The 19,176-nt window shown below is 65.9% G+C and carries 15 protein-coding genes and 1 tRNA gene; 8 read left to right on the top strand and 8 right to left on the bottom strand.

The annotated features are described in order from the left end of the window. Positions 1-188: 188 nt before the first annotated feature. Positions 189-264, bottom strand: a tRNA-Gly gene (locus WA983_RS05295). A 288-nt stretch (positions 265-552) separates the two neighbouring features. Here WA983_RS05295 and murB point away from each other — a divergent pair. Continuing rightward, a complete protein-coding gene (gene murB, locus WA983_RS05290; RefSeq protein WP_424311703.1) occupies positions 553-1,629 on the top strand; it encodes a UDP-N-acetylmuramate dehydrogenase in 1,077 nt (358 codons plus the stop codon). Positions 1,630-1,704: 75 nt separating this feature from the next. Here murB and dapB read toward each other — a convergent pair whose 3' ends face one another. Next, positions 1,705-2,496, bottom strand: a complete 792-nt coding sequence (gene dapB / locus WA983_RS05285; protein ID WP_424250870.1) for a 4-hydroxy-tetrahydrodipicolinate reductase — start codon at positions 2,494-2,496, stop codon at positions 1,705-1,707. Beyond that, positions 2,496-2,981 carry an outer membrane protein assembly factor BamE gene (locus WA983_RS05280; RefSeq protein ID WP_424250889.1) on the bottom strand — a complete coding sequence of 162 codons (486 nt, stop codon included), beginning with the start codon at positions 2,979-2,981 and terminating at the stop codon, positions 2,496-2,498. The genes dapB and WA983_RS05280 overlap by 1 nt, the downstream gene beginning before the upstream one ends. A 211-nt stretch (positions 2,982-3,192) precedes the next feature. Here WA983_RS05280 and fur point away from each other — a divergent pair, with 211 nt between their 5' ends. Then, complete coding sequence (gene fur / locus WA983_RS05275; RefSeq protein ID WP_424250873.1) at positions 3,193-3,618, top strand: ferric iron uptake transcriptional regulator; 426 nt, start codon at positions 3,193-3,195, stop codon at positions 3,616-3,618. 39 nt (positions 3,619-3,657) lie between these two features. Here the strand turns inward: fur and recN are convergent, their stop codons facing one another. Continuing rightward, complete coding sequence (gene recN, locus WA983_RS05270) at positions 3,658-5,310, bottom strand: DNA repair protein RecN (RefSeq protein ID WP_424250875.1); 1,653 nt, start codon at positions 5,308-5,310, stop codon at positions 3,658-3,660. Between the two features lie 14 nt (positions 5,311-5,324). Then, entirely contained in the window at positions 5,325-6,227 is a 903-nt protein-coding gene (locus WA983_RS05265; protein WP_424250877.1) for an NAD kinase, read from the bottom strand. 113 nt (positions 6,228-6,340) lie between these two features. Between WA983_RS05265 and hrcA the strand changes: the two genes are divergently transcribed. The 5 genes from hrcA (at position 6,341) to dnaJ (ending at position 12,460) form a co-directional block, all read left to right on the top strand. Further along, positions 6,341-7,354, top strand: coding sequence for a heat-inducible transcriptional repressor HrcA (hrcA, locus tag WA983_RS05260; protein WP_424250879.1), 1,014 nt, complete (start codon positions 6,341-6,343; stop codon positions 7,352-7,354). 34 nt (positions 7,355-7,388) lie between these two features. Then, a complete protein-coding gene (hemH, locus tag WA983_RS05255; protein WP_424250881.1) occupies positions 7,389-8,435 on the top strand; it encodes a ferrochelatase in 1,047 nt (348 codons plus the stop codon). Between the two features lie 147 nt (positions 8,436-8,582). Continuing rightward, positions 8,583-9,158: a nucleotide exchange factor GrpE gene (gene grpE, locus WA983_RS05250; protein ID WP_424250883.1), complete on the top strand. Its 576-nt coding sequence runs from the start codon at positions 8,583-8,585 to the stop codon at positions 9,156-9,158. 102 nt (positions 9,159-9,260) lie between these two features. Further along, on the top strand, positions 9,261-11,183 hold the full coding sequence (dnaK, locus tag WA983_RS05245) for a molecular chaperone DnaK (RefSeq protein WP_424250885.1): 1,923 nt from the start codon (positions 9,261-9,263) through the stop codon (positions 11,181-11,183). Between the two features lie 143 nt (positions 11,184-11,326). Beyond that, positions 11,327-12,460 carry a molecular chaperone DnaJ gene (gene dnaJ, locus WA983_RS05240; protein ID WP_424250887.1) on the top strand — a complete coding sequence of 378 codons (1,134 nt, stop codon included), beginning with the start codon at positions 11,327-11,329 and terminating at the stop codon, positions 12,458-12,460. Positions 12,461-12,542: 82 nt separating this feature from the next. On the opposite strand, the gene pobA is transcribed toward dnaJ, so the two are convergent. Next, the gene (gene pobA / locus WA983_RS05235; protein ID WP_424247033.1) at positions 12,543-13,715 is read right to left on the bottom strand and encodes a 4-hydroxybenzoate 3-monooxygenase; all 1,173 of its coding nucleotides are present in this window, start codon (positions 13,713-13,715) and stop codon (positions 12,543-12,545) included. Positions 13,716-13,815: 100 nt separating this feature from the next. On the opposite strand from pobA, the gene WA983_RS05230 reads away from it, so the two are divergent. Further along, positions 13,816-14,679 carry a helix-turn-helix domain-containing protein gene (locus WA983_RS05230; RefSeq protein WP_424247031.1) on the top strand — a complete coding sequence of 288 codons (864 nt, stop codon included), beginning with the start codon at positions 13,816-13,818 and terminating at the stop codon, positions 14,677-14,679. 1 nt (position 14,680) lies between these two features. Here the strand turns inward: WA983_RS05230 and WA983_RS05225 are convergent, their stop codons facing one another. Together WA983_RS05225 and WA983_RS05220 are read right to left on the bottom strand one after the other, a co-directional pair. Beyond that, positions 14,681-16,324: a Na/Pi cotransporter family protein gene (locus tag WA983_RS05225; protein ID WP_424311702.1), complete on the bottom strand. Its 1,644-nt coding sequence runs from the start codon at positions 16,322-16,324 to the stop codon at positions 14,681-14,683. After that, on the bottom strand, positions 16,321-19,107 hold the full coding sequence (locus WA983_RS05220; protein WP_424311701.1) for a M16 family metallopeptidase: 2,787 nt from the start codon (positions 19,105-19,107) through the stop codon (positions 16,321-16,323). The genes WA983_RS05225 and WA983_RS05220 overlap by 4 nt, the downstream gene beginning before the upstream one ends. Between the last annotated feature and the right edge of the window lie 69 nt (positions 19,108-19,176).

Below are 19,176 nucleotides of genomic sequence, written 5' to 3'. Positions count from 1 at the left end.
CGGTGGCCTTGGGTTGAGCCAGGAAACTCTGGCCCAATGCGCCGGGGTCTCCCGCACGACGGTTGCTCGCATGGAGACGCTTGCCAAAGGCGACATGATCGGGATCGGTCGTGTGACCGTCACGCCTGAAAGTAGATCGCCGCCAAATGCAAAAAGGCCCAAACCGAAGTTTGGGCCTTTTTTGAATCTGGAGCGGGAAACGAGTCTCGAACTCGCGACCTCAACCTTGGCAAGGTTGCGCTCTACCAACTGAGCTATTCCCGCGTTTCTTAGCTATCTAGCTAAGCCCTGCATTGTATGGTGTATTTTTCGGCCTGTCAAATCGTGAGATCTTTCAGACGGGGCTTCAGTGCCCTGGGGGCGCCGTTGCCGATACGCAATCAAGCAAGAGGCAGAACTATAAAGCACGATATCAGGGCCTGTCAAATCGACTGCGCGCGGCTGAATACCGAGCCAGATATCGGCCTGGCCGGTCCGGCCTGCGCGTCTGCCGAAGGCCTGTCAGAACCCCGCGCGGTATGCTTACGCCTTCTCGTGCGATCTTCTGTTTCCATGTCCACTCAGTCCCTCGTTTTTTCCGATCAGGACCTGCAAGCCCGCAATACCCTGGGCCTGCCGGCCCGGGCGGCCGTGGCGGTGCTGGACGATGAATCCGTCATCCCGGCCCTGTGTGCGGCCCTGGCGGCAGGCCGGAATGGTCAGGAAGCCGATGACCCGCTGTTCATCCTCGGCGGCGGCAGCAATCTGGTGATCGAGGCCCGGCCGCGTCATCGCATCCTGCGCGTGGCGCTGCGCGGCATCCGTTTGCGGGATGAAACCGCCAGCCACTGGGTCGTCGAGGCTGCAGCGGGGGAGCCCTGGCACGGCTTCGTGGATCATTGCCTGGCCCAGGGCTGGCCGGGGCTGGAGAACCTGGCCCTGATACCGGGGACGGTGGGGGCGGCGCCGGTGCAGAACATCGGCGCCTATGGGCTGGAACTGGACCAGCGCTTGCATTCGGTGGTGGCCTGGGATCTGCGGTCGGGCCGGGAGCGCACCTTGCGTCCAGACGAATGCGGCTTCTCCTACCGCGACAGCGTATTCAAACGCGACGGAGCGGGGCGCTGGCTGATCGTGCGGGTGCGTTTCGCGCTGCCCAAGGCCTGGGCGTCGCGCCTGGATTACCCGGATCTGCGCGACCATCCCGGGCTGCGGAGCGAGGGCGGGGCGCCCGGCTCCGAAAGCGGGTCACTGCGACCCACGCCGCGACAGATTTTCGACGCCGTCTGCGATATTCGCCGCCGCAAGCTGCCCGATCCGGCGGTGCTGGGCAATGCGGGCAGTTTCTTCAAGAACCCCGTCATCGGCGCCGATCAGGCGGCGGGGCTTAAACAGCGGTTCCCCGATCTGCGGACGTATCTCCAAGCCGATGGCCGGGTCAAGCTGGCGGCGGGCTGGCTGATCGAGCAGGCGGGCTGGAAGGGGCGACGCCTGGGGCCGGTGGGCATGCACGCGCGTCAGGCGCTGGTGCTGGTGAACCACGGCGGCGCGCAGGCAGCGGACGTGCTGGCGCTGGCGCAGGCCGTGCGCGCCGATGTGCAGGCGCGCTTCGGGGTCGAGTTGGAGCAGGAACCGGTGGTTCTGGACTGACCATCGTCCTGAAAACAAAGGGCCTTCGCATGAACGAAGGCCCTTCATCTTCCAATCGATCGTAACGGAGCAACCTCAGCTCGCCAGCACGTCCTGCATGTCGAACAGACCGAATTCGCGACGCGCGAGATAGCGCGCGGCGCGCAGGCTGCCCTGGGCGTAGGAGACGCGGCTGCTGGAGCGGTGGCTGATTTCGATGCGCTCGCCGGTGCCGCAGAAATACACGGTGTGGTCGCCGACGATGTCGCCGCCGCGCAGCACGGAAAAGCCGATATGGCCGGTTTCGCGCGCACCGGTTTCGCCGTGGCGCGCCCAGTCGGCGATGTCGTCCAGCGGCTTGCCCCAGGCGCGTGCCACGGTCTCGCCCATGGCCAGGGCCGTGCCGGAAGGAGCGTCGACCTTGTTGCGGTGGTGGGCCTCGAAGACTTCGACGTCGTAGCCGCTGTTCAGCAGCCGGGCGGCCATGTCCAGCAGTTTCAGCGTGGCGTTGACGCCCACGCTCATGTTGGGAGCGAAGACGATGGCGGTTTTCTGGGCGGCGGCGCGGATGGCCTGCTTGCCCTCGGCGTCAAAGCCGGTGGTGCCGATGACGCATTTGACGCCGTGCGCGACGCAGGCGTCCAGATGGGTCAGGGTGCCTTCAGGACGGGTGAAGTCGATCAGGCAATCGGCGCCTGCCAGGGCATCCAGGTCGTCGGTAATGTGCACGCCAGTGTCGGTACCCAGGAATGCGCCGGCGTCCTGGCCGATGGCGTCGTGGCCGGTGCGGTCCAGCGCGACGGCCAGGGTGAGGTCCTGGGATTCCAGGACGGCCTGGATCAGCATGTGTCCCATGCGGCCCGAGGCGCCTGCAATGGCGATACGCATTATTCCTGACCCTCCTTTTGGGGCGTGCCGATGGGGGCGGTTTCGATGGTGGCCTGCGGCACGACGCTCTGGCCGCTGGGCGAGGCGGACGAATCCAGGCCCGGAGAGGCCGCCTGTTGCGCGGCGCGTGCGGTGTCGGCGGACTGGATGGCTTCCTTGCCGCTGTCGGCCTTCTGGAAGGGCTGGCGGTCGGGCTGTTCGTCGCCCGTCCAGCGCGTCAACTGGTCGTTTTCGAACCAGACGGTGAACTTGCGCAATTCATCCTTGCCGTAGCCGGGCTGGTTGTAATAGGGATAGTCCCAGCGCTCGGCGTGGAAAATGTCCTGCAGCGTCGGGGTGCCCAGGATGAAGCGGACCTGGTCGCGGGTCATGCCGGTTTCGAGCTTGGCGACCTGTTCTGTGGTGATCCAGTTGCCCTGCTGGATGGTGGCCCGGTAGGGGAAGCCCCAGTTGGTCGAGCCGCAGCCCGCGAGACCCAGCGCCATGACGCTGGCGGCCAGGCATAAGGTCAGCCGATGGGAGTGAGCGCTGGATACGATGTGCACGAAAGTCCCCGTGGTGGATGCAAGGGCCGCGCATCGGCGACCGCTAAAACCGCTATCATAAAGGGAATTCGGAATTGCGCATGTCTGCGGCTGAATGCGGGGGGTTTCAGGCCCGCTTGCCTTTCGTCGCGTTCCCCGGGATACTTCAACCATGAACGATCAGATTGAACTCAAGAACATGGGCCTGAAGGCGACGTTTCCGCGCCTGAAGATCCTCGATGTATTCCGCAAGGCGGAAACCCGCCACCACAGTGCCGAAGACGTCTATCGCGCCTTGATCGCCGAGGACGTGGACATCGGCCTGGCCACTGTGTATCGCGTACTGACCCAGTTCGAACAGGCCGGCATTCTGTTGCGCAGCCAGTTCGACGGCGGCAAGGCCGTGTTCGAGCTGAACGACGGCGACCACCACGACCACCTGATTTGCACCAACTGCGGTCTGGTCGAGGAATTTTCGGACGTGGAAATCGAAAAACGTCAGCATCGGATCGCCAAGGAGCACGGCTTCACCCTCGAAAGCCACAACATGATGCTCTACGGCATCTGCCCGAAGTGTTCCGCCGCTAAAAAGGCCTGATCGCACCGACGCCAGGCCGGCGCAGGGCTTGGGCGGGCTTTAGCCCGCCTGTCCCGATGTCAGCATCTCGCGGGCGTGCGTGCGCGTGGCGTCCGTCATCTTCAGCCCGCCCAGCATGCGGGCGATTTCTTCGGTGCGGGATTGGACGTCCAGCGGCTGGATGGCCGACAGGGTCCGGCCCGCACGGGTGGTCTTGCTGACCTGGAAATGCCGGGCGGCGCAGGCCGCGACCTGGGGCAGGTGGGTGACGCACAGAACCTGATGGCGCGCGCCCAGTTCGCGCAGCAGACGGCCGACGACCTCGGCCACGGCGCCGCCGATGCCGGCATCCACTTCATCGAAAATCAGGGTCGGCACCCGGGCCGCCTGGCTGGCGATCACCGACAGGGCCAGGGAAATGCGCGCCAGTTCGCCGCCGGAGGCCACGCGAGCCAGTGGCCGGGGCGGGACGCCGGCGTGGCCGGCGACCAGGAATTCCACCGTTTCCAGACCGTGCGCGGAGGGCTTGCAGTCCGTGAGCGTGATGTCGAAGACGCCGCCGTCCATGGACAGGGTCTGCATGGCGGCCGTGACCTGTGCGGCGAGCTGAACGGCCGTGGCCCGGCGGGCAGTGCCCAGGGCGCGGGCCAGATCCAGGTAGTGTGATTCGGCCTGGCGGCAGGCGTGTTCCAGGGCCTCCAGGTCCTGGCCGGCCTCGGCCTGGCGGTGCTGGGTACGCAGGGCTTCGTGGTGTTCGGCCAGGGTCTCCGGGTCGACGTGGAAGCGGCGGGCGGCCTCGAACATGCGGCCCATGCGGGCGTCGGCCTGCTCCAGCGCGGCGGGGTCGGGCTCCAGCCGATCGGCGTAGGCGTTCAGGCCGGACACGGTTTCCGCGCACAGGATGCGGGCCGATTCCAGGGCCTGGCAGTGTTCTTCCAGGCCCGGGTCGTGGCGTACCAGGGATTGCAGCGACTGGATCGCGGTGTGCAGGGCCTGGGCCGCCGAGCCGGATTCACCATCCAGCGCCTCGACGGCCTGGCCGGCGCCGGCCAGCAGGGCCTGCGCGTGCGCCAGGCGGGATTGACGAGCGCACAGGTCCGGCCATTCGCCGGGCTCTGGGGCCAGGTCGTCCAGCCAGGCGACGTCGGCAGCCAGCCGTTCAAGCAGGGCGATCTGGCCGGCCGCGTCGCTGCGGGCGGTGTCCAGCGCCGCCTGCGCCTGGCGCCAGTCGGTCCAGGCCTGCAGCAGGGCGCGCGCCTGATCGGCGTGCCCCCCGTGGGTGTCCAGCAGTTCACGCTGGCTGGCGGATTGCAGCAGGCTCTGATGGGCGTGCTGGCCGTGGATGTCCACCAGCAGGGCGCCCAGGTCGCGCAACTGACCCAGGGTGGCCGGCACGCCGTTGATCCAGGCCTTGCTGCGTCCCTGGGCGTCGATGACGCGGCGCAGAATCAGTTCAGGACCTTCGAGGGCTTGTTCGGCCAGCCAGTCGCCGGCCGCCTCGGGCGCGTCGAAGACAGCGCTGATGTCGGCGCGCGGGGCATCCTGGCGGATCAGCGAGGCTTCGCCCCGGCCGCCCAGGGCCAGCGCCAGGGCGTCGATCAGGATCGACTTGCCGGCCCCGGTCTCGCCGGAAAACACGGTAAAGCCGGTGTCGAAGGCGATGTCGGCCTGGTCGACGATGACGAAGTCACGGATGTGCAGCGCGCGCAGCATGGTGGTGGCGGAGGCTATTGATCGGGTTCGTCCCAGGGGTGCAGCATGCGGTTCCAGTTCAGCTTGCTGCGCAGGGTGGAGAAATAGCTGTAGCCCTGGGGGTGCAGGAAACGGACGCGGTGCGGGCTGCGGCGCACATCGATGCGGTCGCCTTCCTGGCAGTTGGACAGGGCCTGCATGTCGAAGTGCACGCTGGCACCCGATTCCACCCGGCCCAGGGCCCTGATGGTGATGTTCAGCACGCTGTCGTCGGGCAGGGTGATGGGCCGGTTCGACAGGGTCTGCGGCGCGACGGGCACCAGCACCAGGGCGTTGACCTGGGGGTGCAGGATCGGCCCGCCGGCCGACAGGGCGTAGGCCGTCGATCCCGTGGGGGTGGCGATGATCAGGCCATCGGCGCGCTGGCTGTGCATGAAGACGCCATTGCATTCGACGCGCAGTTCGATCATGCCGCCGCGTCCGGCGCGGTTGATGATCACGTCGTTCAGGGCCACGCCGGAAAAGATGGTCTCGTCGCCACGCATGACGCGGCCTTCGAGGAGCATGCGTTCATCCTGGACGAAGGCGCCGTTCAGCACGCGGGTGATGGCCTCGTCGGCGCTGCCCAGGGGGATGTCCGTGATGAAGCCCAGGCGGCCGTGGTTGATGCCGATCATGGCCACGTCGGACGTGGCCAGTTGCCGCGCCGCCGCCAGCATGGTGCCGTCGCCGCCCATGATGATGGCCAGGTCGGCGCGCGCGCCGATGTCCTCGTACGAGGCCAGTTGAAAATCGGCGACGCCGGTATTGCGGCCTGTTTCGGCCTCGATCAGGATGGTGCATCCCGCCGCAGACAGGGCCTGGCCCAGACGGCGCAGGGGCGCGTCCATGCCGCTGTCCTGGTGGCGGCCGATCAGGGCGACGGTCTTGAAGTGCATGGGCGGGGAGGCTCCCGGAATTAATGGAATAATAGGCGTATCCGATTATAGGGTGATGAGGACGCAGTTGCCGATGCCGGCGGGTCGTTTTCATCCCGTGCTGGACACTGGACATGGATGATCGAGCCAAGACATTGCTGAAGGCGCTGGTCGAACGCTATATCGCGGACGGCCAGCCCGTGGGGTCGCGCACGCTGTCAAAAGTCTTCGACTTGTCGCCGGCCACGATCCGCAACGTCATGGCCGACCTCGAAGACCTGGGCCTGATTCACAGCCCGCACACCTCGGCGGGGCGCGTGCCCACACCGCAGGGCTACCGCATGTTCGTCGACAGCCTGCTGACCGCCCGGCCGTACGAACTCAGCCCCGACCTGCGGATCGCGGACTGCCTGCCGGCGGCCGAACCCGGGCGCGCCGTGACCGCCGCCGCTTCGCTGTTGTCGAACCTGTCGCAGTTCGCGGGTGTGGTGCTCACGCCCAAGCGCACCCAGGTGTTCCGCCACATCGAATTCATCCGCCTGTCGGACCGGCGGGTGCTGCTGATCATCGTCACGCCCAACGGCGACGTACAGAACCGCATCCTGTTCGTTTCGCGTGAATACACCGAGATCGAACTGCTGGAGGCCTCCAATTTCTTCAACCGGCAATTTTCCGGCAAGTCCTTCCATGCGGTGCGCCTGGCGCTGGCCGACGAACTCGCCATGCTGCGTACCGATATTTCCCGTCTGATGCAGCAGGCCGTGGACGCCGGCCTGGATGTGCCGGACACGGACGACGAGGCCGTGGTCATCTCCGGCGAGGGCAAACTGCTGGACGTGTCCGAAATGACGGCCGACATGGACCGGCTGCGTCGCCTGTTCCAGTTGTTCGAGCAGAAGACCGACCTGCTGCATCTGCTGGACGTCTCCAGCCGCGCCCAGGGCGTGCAGATCTACATCGGCGGCGACTCCCGCCTGGTGCCGCTCGAAGACGTCTCGGTCATCACCGCACCCTACGGGGTGGACGGGCAGGTGATCGGTACGCTGGGCGTCATCGGCCCCACACGCATGGCCTATGACCGGGTCATCCCCATCGTGGACATCACCGCCCGCATGCTGTCCAATGCCCTCGGCCAGGCAGCCTCCTGATGCCGTTTTCTTCCGTATTCCAAGTCTTCCAGCCATGAACCGTTTTCTTTCCGAAGCCCCCGATCCCCGGGCGCTGGACCCGGATGTGCCCGGACCCGACCGCGGGCCGCTGGGTGTCCTGCTGATCAATCTGGGCACGCCCGACGCGCCGAACCCGGCGGCCGTGCGCCGCTACCTGGGTGAGTTCCTGTCCGACCCCCGGGTGGTGGAACTGCCTGCTGCGCTGTGGCAGATCATTCTGCGCCTGTTCGTGCTGACGCGGCGGCCGGCGGCCATCGCGCCGAAATACGCCCAGATCTGGCTGGATCGGGGGTCGCCCCTGCTGGTGCATAGCCAGGACCTGGCGGACGCCGTGGCGGCGTCCCTGGGCGATCGGGGACTGGACGTGCGTGTCGAACTGGCCATGCGTTATGGCCAGCCGGCCCTGTCCGACGCGCTGGATGCGCTGCGCGTGGCCGGCTGCGGCCGCATCCTGGCGGTGCCGATGTACCCCCAGTACGCCGCCAGCACCACGGCCACGGCGGTCGATGCCGTCGCCACGTATCTGGCCCGGCTGCGTCATCAGCCCACGCTGCGTTTCCTGGACCGTTTCCCGACGGCCGACGCCTATATCGATGCGCTGCACCGTGCCGTGCGCACGCATTGGGATCGGGCCGGCAAGCCCGACCGGCTGCTGCTCAGTTTCCATGGCCTGCCGCAGCAGTCGGTGCGCCAGGGCGACCCCTATTTCCGCGATTGCCAGCAGACCGCCCGGGCCCTGCGCGAGCGCCTGGGCGAGGACGGCGGGCGCCTGCACGTCGCCTTCCAGAGCCGCTTCGGGGCGGCGCCCTGGTTGCAGCCCTACACCCAGCCTACGCTGGAGGCCTGGGGGCGGGAAGGTGTCGGCACGGTGGATCTGATGTGTCCGGGCTTCCTGGCGGATTGCCTGGAAACCCTGGAAGAGATCGACATGGGCTGCCGCGAGGCCTTTCTGGCGGCGGGCGGGAAGGCCTTTCGCTACATCCCCTGCCTGAACGCCGATCCGGACTGGGCGCGGGATTTTGCCGGGTTGATCGCCGACAATCTGGGCGGCTGGACGTAGAAACCCCTGAATTTATCGCCGTACCGCCCGCATTCGCACCGGCAGGCGGTGCGCGGCGCCGTTCCGCTGCCGTCCGGGGCTTGAAGAACCGCCGCCTCGTCCCCACTTGTCTCTTCGTTCCCTTATTTCAGCATTGGAGATTTCACCATGTCGGCTCCCCAGGAAGACTTGGATCCGCAAGCCGCGCCGAGCGCCGAACCCCAGGCCGAAGGCCAGCAGCCGGCCGATGCCGCTGCCGGTCCTGCGGCCGCGCAGCCGGGCGAGGACCTCGCCGCGCTGCTGGACGAGGCACAGAAGCAGGTCGCCGATTACCACGACCAGTTGCTGCGTGCACACGCCGAAGTCGAGAACATTCGCCGCCGCGCTCAGGACGATGTGTCCAAGGCGCGCAAGTTCGGCACGGAATCCTTCGCCGAGAGCCTGATCCCCGTGCGCGACAGCCTGGAGGCCGCCCTGGCCCAGGAAAACCAGACCGCTGAAGACTGGCGGGGCGGTGTCGAGGCCACCTTGCGGCAACTGAACGCGGCCTTCGAGCGCAACCAGATGCGCGAGATCGCTCCGGCGCCCGGCGAAGCCTTCGATCCGCACCGCCACCAGGCGATTTCCAACGTGCCGTCGGAGCATCCTCAGGGCACCGTCGCTCAGACGCTGCAAAAGGGCTACCTGATCGCCGACCGCGTGTTGCGTCCGGCACTGGTCATGGTCTCGGCCGGCCCGGCTTGAAGACTGCCGCCGGGGTCTTGAAACCGGACCCGGCGGCCCCATATTCGATTCATCGGCGGGCATGTGGCCCGCCCACTCATTCAAATATCGACAGGACTCAACATGGGCAAGATCATCGGCATCGACCTGGGTACGACCAATAGCTGCGTCGCAGTGCTGGACGGCTCAAAGGTCAAGATCATTGAAAACTCCGAAGGCACGCGTACCACGCCTTCCATCGTCGCCTACATGCAGGACGGCGAAATCCTGGTGGGTGCCCCGGCCAAGCGCCAGGCCGTCACCAACCCGAAGAACACCATCTTCGCGGTCAAGCGCCTGATCGGCCGCAAGTTCGAAGAAAAGGCCGTGCAGAAGGACATCGACCTGATGCCCTACCGCATCACCAAGGCCGACAACGGCGACGCCTGGGTCGAAGCCCAGGACAAGAAGCTGGCCCCCCCGCAGGTGTCGGCCGACATTCTGCGCAAGATGAAGAAAACCGCCGAGGACTACCTGGGCGAGGAAGTGACCGAGGCCGTGATCACGGTGCCGGCCTACTTCAACGACAGCCAGCGTCAGGCGACCAAGGACGCCGGCCGCATCGCCGGTCTGGAAGTCAAGCGCATCATCAACGAGCCGACCGCGGCGGCCCTGGCCTTCGGCCTGGACAAGTCCGAGCGCGGCGACCGCAAGATCGTCGTCTATGACCTGGGCGGCGGGACTTTCGACGTCTCCATCATCGAAATCGCGGACGTGGACGGCGAAAAGCAGTTCGAAGTGCTGTCGACCAACGGCGATACCTTCCTGGGCGGCGAAGACTTCGACCAGCGCATCATCGAATACATCATCGCCGAGTTCAAGAAGGAATCCGGTGCCGACCTGTCCAAGGACGTGCTGGCCCTGCAGCGCCTGAAAGAAGCCGCTGAAAAGGCCAAGATCGAGCTGTCCTCGACCCAGCAGACCGAGATCAACCTGCCGTACATCACGGCCGACGCCTCCGGTCCCAAGCACCTGAATCTGAAGATCACCCGCTCCAAGCTGGAAGCGCTGGTCGAGGAACTGATCGAGCGCACCATCGAGCCCTGCCGTGTGGCGATCAAGGACGCCGGCGTCAAGGTCTCCGACATCGACGACGTGATCCTGGTCGGCGGCATGACCCGCATGCCCAAGGTCCAGGAGAAGGTCAAGGAATTCTTCGGCCGCGATCCGCGCAAGGACGTGAACCCCGACGAGGCCGTGGCCGCTGGTGCCGCGATCCAGGGTTCCGTGCTGTCGGGCGACCGCAAGGACGTGCTGCTGCTGGACGTGACGCCGCTGTCGCTGGGGATCGAAACCCTGGGCGGTGTCATGACCAAGATGATCAAGAAGAACACCACCATTCCGACGCGTTTCTCGCAGGTGTTCTCGACGGCTGACGACAACCAGCCGGCCGTGACCATCAAGGTCTATCAGGGCGAGCGTGAAATCGCTGCGGGCAACAAGGCGCTGGGCGAGTTCAATCTGGAAGGCATCCCGCCGGCTGCGCGCGGTCTGCCTCAGATCGAGGTCACCTTCGACATCGACGCCAACGGCATTCTGCACGTGTCGGCCAAGGACAAGGGCACCGGCAAGGAAAACAAGATCACGATCAAGGCCAGCTCCGGCTTGAGCGAAGACGAGATCGAGCGCATGGTGAAGGACGCCGAGGCCAACGCCGAGGAAGATCACCGCATCGCCGAACTGGCGCAGGCGCGCAATCAGGCCGAGGGCCTGGTCCACGCCACGCGCAAGTCCCTGACCGAATACGGTGACAAGCTCGAAGCGGCCGAAAAGGAAGCCATCGAGTCCGCCATCAAGGATCTGGAAGAAGCCATCAAGGGCGACGACAAGGCCGCCATCGACGCCAAGGTCGAGGCCCTGTCCACCGCTTCGCAGAAGCTCGGCGAAAAGATGTACGCCGACATGCAGGCCCAGCAGGCGGCCGAAGGCGCGGCGGCAGCCGACGGTGCCAAGCCGGCGGAAGACGACGTCGTCGATGCCGACTTCAAGGAAGTGAAGCGCGACTGATCTCCCACCGCGTCCTGCCGGCCCGCCTTGCGGCGGCTGTCGGGATGGCGCGGTGATCCGCGCGCACCTGCCCGGTTCCGGTTTTTGACCGGTCCGGGCATGTGTCCTTCAATCAGTAGCGCAGACACAGGCAATCCGAATCCATGGCAAAACGAGATTTTTACGAAATCCTGGGCGTGGCCAAAAACGCCTCGGATGACGACATCCGCAAGGCCTACCGCAAGCTGGCCATGAAATACCACCCGGACCGCAATCCGGACAGCAAAGAAGCCGAGGACAAGTTCAAAGAGGTCAAAGAGGCCTACGAGATGCTGTCCGACGCGGAAAAGCGCGCGGCCTATGACCGTTTCGGCCATGCCGGCGTGGACCCGAATGCGGCGGCCGGTGCGGGCATGGGCGGCGGGGCGGGCGGCTTTGCCGACGCCTTCGGCGACATCTTCGGAGAAATTTTCGGTGGTGCGGGCGGTCGGCGAGGCGGCGGCGGTCCGCAGGTCTATCGCGGCGCCGACCTGAAATATTCCCTGGAAATCAGCCTGGAGCAGGCGGCCAACGGTTTCGACACCGAGATCCGCATCCCCAGTTGGGACCCGTGCGAGACCTGCCACGGTTCGGGCGCCAAGCCCGGAACCTCGCCGCGCACCTGCCACACCTGTGGCGGCAGCGGCGCCGTGCGCATGCAGCAAGGCTTTTTCAGTGTGCAGCAGACCTGCCCGACCTGCCACGGCTCTGGTCAGGAAATCACGGATCCCTGCGGCGATTGCGACGGCGTGGGACGCATTCGCAAGAACAAGACCCTGCAGGTCAAGATTCCCGCCGGGATCGATGACGGCATGCGCATCCGCTCCACCGGCAACGGCGAACCGGGGCTGAATGGCGGCCCTCCAGGCGATCTGTATGTGGAAATCCGCATCAAGCCCCATGGCATTTTCGAGCGCCAGGGCGAGGATCTGCACTGTGAGCTGACCATCCCCTTTACCAAGGCGGCGCTGGGCGGCGTACAGGAAGTCCCGACGCTGGCCGGGCGCGGTGAAATCACCATCCCCGAAGGCACCCAGACCGGCAAGACTTTCCGCCTGCGCGGCAAGGGCATCAAGGGTGTGCGATCCAGTTATCCCGGCGATCTGTATTGCCACGTCGTGGTGGAAACACCGGTGCGTCTGAACGACGAACAGAAGGCGCTGCTGCGCCAGTTCGAGTCGTCTCTGCACACGGGAGGCGACCGCCATTCGCCCAAAAGCGAGTCCTGGACCGACAAGGTGAAGAACTTCTTTTCCTGACGCGGACACCACACCCCCCGATCCCGCCCCGGTGTTGACCGGGACGGGATCGGGGGGTGTTGCAACGGCGGGTCTGGAAGGCTTAGAACGGCAGACCGACGTAGTTTTCGGCCAGCGAACCCAGTGCCTGATCGGATGAGAACAGGTACTCCAGATCGGTTTGCTGCAATTTCTGATCGTAGCTGGGGCTGTCCGGGAAGGTGTGCAGCAGGGTGGTCATCCACCACGAGAATCGCTGCGCCTTCCAGACGCGGGCCAGCGCCTTGGCCGAGTAGTTGTCCAGGCCGCTGCTGTCGCCTTGCTGGTAGTGCGCCACCATGGCGTGGTAGAGATAGTAGATGTCCGAGGCGGCGCTATTGAGTCCGCGTGCGCCGGTCGGCGGCACGATGTGGGCGGCATCGCCTGCCAGGAACAGATGGCCGTAGCGCATCGGTTCGGCCACGAAGGAGCGCAGCGGCGCGATGGATTTTTCGATCGAGGGGCCGGTGACCAGGCGCGTGGCCACGTCCTGGGGCAGGCGCCGCTTCAGTTCCGCCCAGAAAGCCTCGTCGGACCAGTCCTCCACCGTGTCGGTCAGCGGCACCTGGATGTAGTAGCGGCTCAGAACCTGAGAACGCAGCGAGCAGAGCGCGAAGCCCCGTTCGTGTTTGGCGTAGATCAGTTCGGGCGACACCGGGGGGGTGCGCGAGAGCAGGCCGAGCCAGCCGAAGGGATAGATTTTTTCGTATTCCTTGAGCACGGTCTTGGGGATGGACTTGCGGCTGACGCCATGGAAGCCGTCGGCGCCGATGATGAAGTCGCAGTCGACGCGGATGATCTCGTCGCCCTTGCGATAGGTCACGTGGGGCTTGGTGCCGACCAGCTCGTGCAGTTGCACGTCTTCGACGTTGTGAATGACCACGCCCTTCATGCGGTCACGCGCTTCGTAGAGATCGCGCGTGAGTTCGGTTTGTCCATAGACCAGCACCGAGCTGCCGCCGCTGTACTTGTTCAGATCGACGCGCTGTTGCTCACCATCGTGGGCAATGATGATGCCGTCATGGATCTCGCCTTCCTGGTCCATGCGTTCGCCGCACTCGGCTTCGCGCATCAATTCGGCAAAACCATGCTCAAGCACACCGGCCCGGATGCGACCCAGCACATATTCGCGGCTTTGCCGTTCCAGCACGATGGTGTCGATGCCCTTGAGGTGCAAGAGCTGGGACAGCATGAGGCCGGAGGGGCCTCCGCCGATGATGCAGACGCTGGTCTTCATGGATGTCTCCTGTGGTTTGGAATCTGAAGTGTTTGGATGTTATTTCAGAACTAAACATGTATCCATGTCCGGATTTCAAAAAAACTTGTACGATTCGAACATGCCTTTCGCTGAAAAAATCCTTCAATCCCAGGGGCTGTTCGGTGAGTCCAGCCAATTGCCCGATGTGCTTCATTGCGAGACGATCGCCGCGCGATCTTCGCTGCACGATTGGGAACTGATGCCTCACCGCCATGCCCGCCTGCATCAGGTGCTGATGCTGCAATCGGGCGGGGGGCAGGCACAGATCGAAGGCGAGACCCTGCCGCTGGGGCCCATGTCTCTGATCAATGTGGCAGCCGGTGACGTGCATGCCTTTCGCTTCGAGCCCGGCACCCAGGGTTATGTGGTGACCCTGGCCGAAGAGATGATGGATCTGTTGCTGGCCGAGGCCGGCGAACTGCGCCTGGTACTGGGCCGCTCTTTCGTGGGCCGGGACGACGGATCCGTCGCCGCGTTGATGCCGCCGCTCTGGACGGAATTCAATGCGCTGAAGGCGGCGCGTGCGCTGGTGTTGCGCGGCCTGTGCGCCACCTTGCTGGGTCTGGTGGCGCGCGCGACGGCACGCCAGAGCCTGTCTCGCGGCGAGGCGGCCCGGCCGGTCCTGTTGGCGCGGTTCGAGGCTTTGCTGGAGCAGCATTTCCGCGCGCACTGGAAAGTGGCGGACTATGCGCGGGCGCTGGCGGTGACGCCCACCCACCTCAGTCGCATCGTGCGCGCGGCTACGGGCGAGCCCGCCTCGGTTCTGATCGAGGCCCGGTTGATCCGCGAGGCCAGGCGCAACCTGGCCTACACCCAGATGCGGGTGGTCACCATCGCCTATGGCCTGGGCTTTTCCGATCCGGCGCATTTCAGCCGGGTTTTCACGCGCGCAGCCGGGGTGTCGCCCCGGGTCTTTCGCCGCAGTCTGTCCGGCGGGGCTTGATCTACACCGCCTCCAGTTCGGTGCTGTCCGCGTCCTGGGTGGGGGATGATTTGGACAGTGCCGTTTCCGGGTAGCGGCCCTGAGCCAGGTGGTGGCAGGCTCGCCAGATATGGCGGCCCGTGCGATCCAGCCAGCGAAAGACGTCGGTGGTGTGCAGCGTTCGCGCGGCACCTCCGGGGTGGGTGCCTTGCAGGAATTCCTGACGCGCCAGAGTGCTCAGATGCGTCAGCGCCCAGGCATTTTCGCCGATGCGTTCCAGCCAGTCTCTCGTGGTTTGGGGGGCGGGCAGGGCGATCACTGCGCGGATCTGGGCCAGGAGATCCTGGCTTTTTCCGACCACTCCCTGGAATTCCGGCCGCTTGAAGTCGACGCTGGCGCGCGCCATGTCCAGCAGGCGCGCGCGCAGGCGCAGCAGGTGGTCGATCGCATGCAATTGCGCAACTTGCTGCGCGGCTGCGGCAGCATCGCCTGGGGGCGCCTGGATGCGAGTGACGAAATCGAAAGCATGCTCCAGCACCGGCTGGATGCGGGCCAGGGTGGGCTCGATCTGATTGCCGGCCTGCCCGGCCAGCAAGTGCTCATAGCCATCGACCAATTGAACGGCCATGTCTTCCAGTGCGCGTTGCGATGCCTCCAGGGCGACGGTGGGCACGCCCAGCAGACTGTCGTCCAGGTGCTGCGCGGCGTCGTCTTTGCGTTCGGGCATCAGTTTTTCGACCCAATACGCGAAGCGCGGCGTCAAGGGCAGGAAAATCGCTACGCCGATGCCGATGAACAGGCTGTGGAAGGCGGCCAGGCTGAGCGCGCCTGGCGCCAGGCCGTGCTGGTTGGCGTAATCGATCAGCTTGATCAGCACGGGCAGCAGCGCCGTGGCGATCAGGCCGGCGGCCAGGTTGAACAGGATGTAGGCCAGCGCGGTGCGCTTGGCGTACAGGGAACCACCGATGGCGACCAGCGCGCTGGTCAAGGTGGTGCCGATGGAAGCGCCGATGACGAGGGCGGCGGCCTGGTCGAAGTTGATCGCCTGGGCGTGCAGTGCGGTCAGCGTCATGGCCACGGCGGCGGTGGACGATTGCAGAACGGCCGTCAGGGCCAGACCGGTCAGCATGACCAGGAAATACGCGCCGTAGCCGCCCACCGGGAGATCAGCAAAGCTGAGCACGCTGGCCATCCCCTGCATGCCTTCCTGCAGGGTATCCAGGCCGAGAAACAGTGTGCCGAATCCGGCCAGGGCAAGTCCCATGGATTTCCAGCGGCCTGCAGCCAGCAGGTGCATCATGGCGCCCACGCCGATCATCGGCAGGGTGTAGAAGCCCAGACTGATTTTCAGTCCCAGGCCCGCCACGATCCAGCCAGTGGCGGTATTGCCCAGGCTGGCGCCGATCACGACGCCGATCGCCTGCGTGAATGTGATCAGCCCCGCGCTGACGAAGCCGATCAGCGTCACCGTGGTGGCGGTCGAAGACTGCACCACCGCCGTGACCACCACGCCGGACAGGCAGGCTTTGAGCGAGGTGTCGGTGAAACGGACCAGGGCGCTGCGCAAGGAACCGCCCGCAAAGGCGACCAACCCATCGGACAGGAGTTTCATCCCGATGAGAAAAAGCCCGATGCCGCCGATGAAGGGAAAGATGAATTCAATCATTCCTTGCCGTGTCCGGCCTCATCGGCCGCAATGGCGATGCTGAGCTGATCCGGCTTGAGCAGGTCGCGCATCGCGGCGTTGACCTGATCGGCCTTCAGGCCGCGCAATTGGTCGATGATGTGCTGTTGCCAGGCAAAACTGCGGTCCGTGTCCAGATAGTCGCTCCAGCGGTAGGCCAGGTAGGTGTCGTTGGAGCGTCCCAGATCCAGGTAGTTCAGCAGGGACAGAACCCCTTGATCCACCTCGGCCTGAGTGAAGCCGGTCTTCAGGGTCTCGTCCAGTACGGTGCGCATCGCGGTTTGCAGTGCGTCGGCGTTCTGGGAGGCCATGCTGGCGAACAGGGTCCAGGTGCCGGACGCCTCGAAGGCCGAGGCGTCGACGGCGCTGCCCACGCCGTAGGACAGGCCGCTGCGCACCCGGATGCCCTGCCACAGCCGGGAATCCTCCGATCCGCCAAGCAGGTAGTTGGCCAGCATCAGCGCAGGCCAGCGCGGATCGGTGTCGCGCAGCTTCAAGGGCAGGGTGGCCTGGTATTCGGCATTGGCCTTGCCGGGGGCGGGGATGCGGAAGGTTTCGGGCTTCATCGGATACCAGGGGTCCGCCAGGCGCGCGTAGGTCGGTGCCTTGCGCCAGCCGTTCAGGCCGGTGCGCAGGTGCTGTTCCACGGCGTCGGGATCGAAGTCACCGACCACGGCCAGGGACAGGTGGCCCGCGCCATAGAACCGATCGTGGAAGCGTTGCAGCGGGTCGCGGCTCAGTTTGTTGGCCTGGGCCAGGACTTCGTCGTTCGTGGGGGTGTAGCGGATGTCGTCCGGGCTCCAGGGCTGGTCGTGACGCTGCAGCGTGTTGCGCACCAGAAAGCCGGGGCTGGCGGCATCGTCTTCCAGGTCGGTGCGCAGGCTGCGCTTCATCTGCTCCAGTTCATCCTCCGGGAATGTGGGCGACCGCAGCAGGTGGAAGACCAGGTCGAGTACGTCGGGCAGGTGCTCGCGGGAACTGCGCATGGACACGCTCAGGACGTTGCCGTCGAGGTTGAGTCCCAACTCGGAATCCAGCGCGTTCAGGCGATCTTGGATCTGCTGGCGGCTCATGCCGTCGGCACCGCGCAGCAGCATGGCACTGGTCGCCAGGGGCACCAGGCCCAGGCCACGCAGTTCATCGGCGCTGCCAAAGCCCATGCGCAGCACGGCGTGAACCTGACCCCCTGGGGTGGCCTTGGGCAACAGGGCCAGGGCCACGGGTCCGTTGGGCAAGGTCAGGATGCTGCGCCGGGTGGCGGCATCGATGGCCTCGGGGCGGGTGTCGAAGGCGGCCACGGCGGGGCGCTCGGTGTCGGTGGCGAGTTGTCCGATCCAGGGGGCGAGATCGGCTGGAGCGGGTGCGGGCGCGTCCTTCGGGTCTGGCGTGGGCAGATACAGTCCGCTGGTACGGTTGCTGGGCAGCAGCCAGGTGGACAGTTGCGTGTGCACGCCCTCCAGCGTCAGCGCCTGGACCCGCAGTCGTTCGATGAAGAACAGGCGCCAGTCTCCCCGGGAGACGGCATCGGACAGGGCGCTGGCCAGCGCAGCGGGCTGGTTGAAGGTCTGTTTCCAGTCGTTCAGCCAGGCGGTGCGGGTGCGCTCCAGGGCGGTCTGGTCCAGTTGGGCAGTGCCCTCGTTTTCCAGGCCGTGTTCCAGGGCGGACAGTGCCGCCTGCGCGTCCGCGCCGGGCTGGACCTGCGCACCGAACACGACGTAGCCGGGCTGTTTCATGGCGCGGGCGAAGCCGAACACATTGCTGGTCAGGCCTTTGGCCACCAGGGCCTGGTAGAGCGGGCCGGCCGGGGTGTCGGCCAGCATCGCGGTGCCGATGGACAGGGCCGTATAGGTGTCGCTGGCGGCTTCCGGCAGGTGGTATTGCGCCAGGACGATGGGGCTGCCGCCGATACGCCGCAGGGTGACGCTGCGGGCGCCCTGCTGGACGGGTTCGACCGTATATTCGGGCGACAGGGTCCGGGCCGGCCTGGGGATGGAGCCGAAATCCTGGGCGATCCATTGCAGCGCCTGCCGGGTGTCGAAGCGGCCGGTGACGATCAGCGTGGCGTTGTCCGGCTGGTAGTAGCGGTGGTAGAACGCGCGCAGCGGATCGATGCCGACGTGTTCCACGTCGGAGCGCGCGCCGATGACGCTGCGGCCGTAGGGATGCCAGACGTAGGCGGCCGAAGCGACCTGCTGCATCAGCATGCTGAACGGGCTGTTTTCGCCGCGTTCCATTTCGTTGCGCACCACCGGCATTTCCGCGTCCAGGTCGGCGCGGGCGATGCGTGAGTTCAGCATGGCGTCGGCCTGCCAGGACAGGTACCAGCGCAGTGTGTCGGGGTCGCTGGCGAAGGTCGCGTAGTAGTTCGTCAGGTCGACGGTGGTGGAGCCGTTGGCCGCCAGCCCCCGGCGGGCGAATTCCGCCAGCGCGTCCGGGTGCTTGGGGCTGCCGCGAAACAGCAGGTGCTCCAGCAGGTGCGCCATGCCTGTTTCGCCCGGCCCCTCGTTGCGCGAGCCGACGCGGTAGCTCATGTTCACCGTGGTCTGGGCGCGGGAATCGTCCGGCGCCAGCAGCACCTGCAGGCCGTTGTCCAGGCGGTATTCGGTCACGCCCTCGATCATCACGATCTGGCGGATGCCGGCGGGAAGGGCGGGCGCGGTTGTCGTGGACGCGGCGGGAGGCGGGGGCGGGGTCGTCTCGGCGCTCAGGGCGGCAGTGGCCAGCAGCAGCGCGGCCAGAGCGATCGGGAGTCTCGTCAGGCGCATGTCTCAGTGTCCATAGGTTGGGGCAATCCATAACGATACAGCACCATACAGCAGATTTTCTCCATGTAT

The sequence above is a fragment of the Castellaniella sp. genome (assembly GCF_049650445.1).
In the GTDB taxonomy this organism is placed as follows: Bacteria; Pseudomonadota; Gammaproteobacteria; order Burkholderiales; family Burkholderiaceae_B; genus Castellaniella.
This window is presented reverse-complemented; position numbering and strand designations above follow the sequence as displayed.

Coding starts and splice junctions, on each gene's coding strand:
- murB (WP_424311703.1), top strand. CDS start 553: ATGTCCACTCAGTCCCTCGTTTTTTCCGATCAGGACCTGCAAGCCCGC.
- dapB (WP_424250870.1), bottom strand. CDS start 2,496: ATGCGTATCGCCATTGCAGGCGCCTCGGGCCGCATGGGACACATGCTG.
- WA983_RS05280 (WP_424250889.1), bottom strand. CDS start 2,981: ATGGCGCTGGGTCTCGCGGGCTGCGGCTCGACCAACTGGGGCTTCCCC.
- fur (WP_424250873.1), top strand. CDS start 3,193: ATGAACGATCAGATTGAACTCAAGAACATGGGCCTGAAGGCGACGTTT.
- recN (WP_424250875.1), bottom strand. CDS start 5,310: ATGCTGCGCGCGCTGCACATCCGTGACTTCGTCATCGTCGACCAGGCC.
- WA983_RS05265 (WP_424250877.1), bottom strand. CDS start 6,227: ATGCACTTCAAGACCGTCGCCCTGATCGGCCGCCACCAGGACAGCGGC.
- hrcA (WP_424250879.1), top strand. CDS start 6,341: ATGGATGATCGAGCCAAGACATTGCTGAAGGCGCTGGTCGAACGCTAT.
- hemH (WP_424250881.1), top strand. CDS start 7,389: ATGAACCGTTTTCTTTCCGAAGCCCCCGATCCCCGGGCGCTGGACCCG.
- grpE (WP_424250883.1), top strand. CDS start 8,583: ATGTCGGCTCCCCAGGAAGACTTGGATCCGCAAGCCGCGCCGAGCGCC.
- dnaK (WP_424250885.1), top strand. CDS start 9,261: ATGGGCAAGATCATCGGCATCGACCTGGGTACGACCAATAGCTGCGTC.
- dnaJ (WP_424250887.1), top strand. CDS start 11,327: ATGGCAAAACGAGATTTTTACGAAATCCTGGGCGTGGCCAAAAACGCC.
- pobA (WP_424247033.1), bottom strand. CDS start 13,715: ATGAAGACCAGCGTCTGCATCATCGGCGGAGGCCCCTCCGGCCTCATG.
- WA983_RS05230 (WP_424247031.1), top strand. CDS start 13,816: ATGCCTTTCGCTGAAAAAATCCTTCAATCCCAGGGGCTGTTCGGTGAG.
- WA983_RS05225 (WP_424311702.1), bottom strand. CDS start 16,324: ATGATTGAATTCATCTTTCCCTTCATCGGCGGCATCGGGCTTTTTCTC.
- WA983_RS05220 (WP_424311701.1), bottom strand. CDS start 19,107: ATGCGCCTGACGAGACTCCCGATCGCTCTGGCCGCGCTGCTGCTGGCC.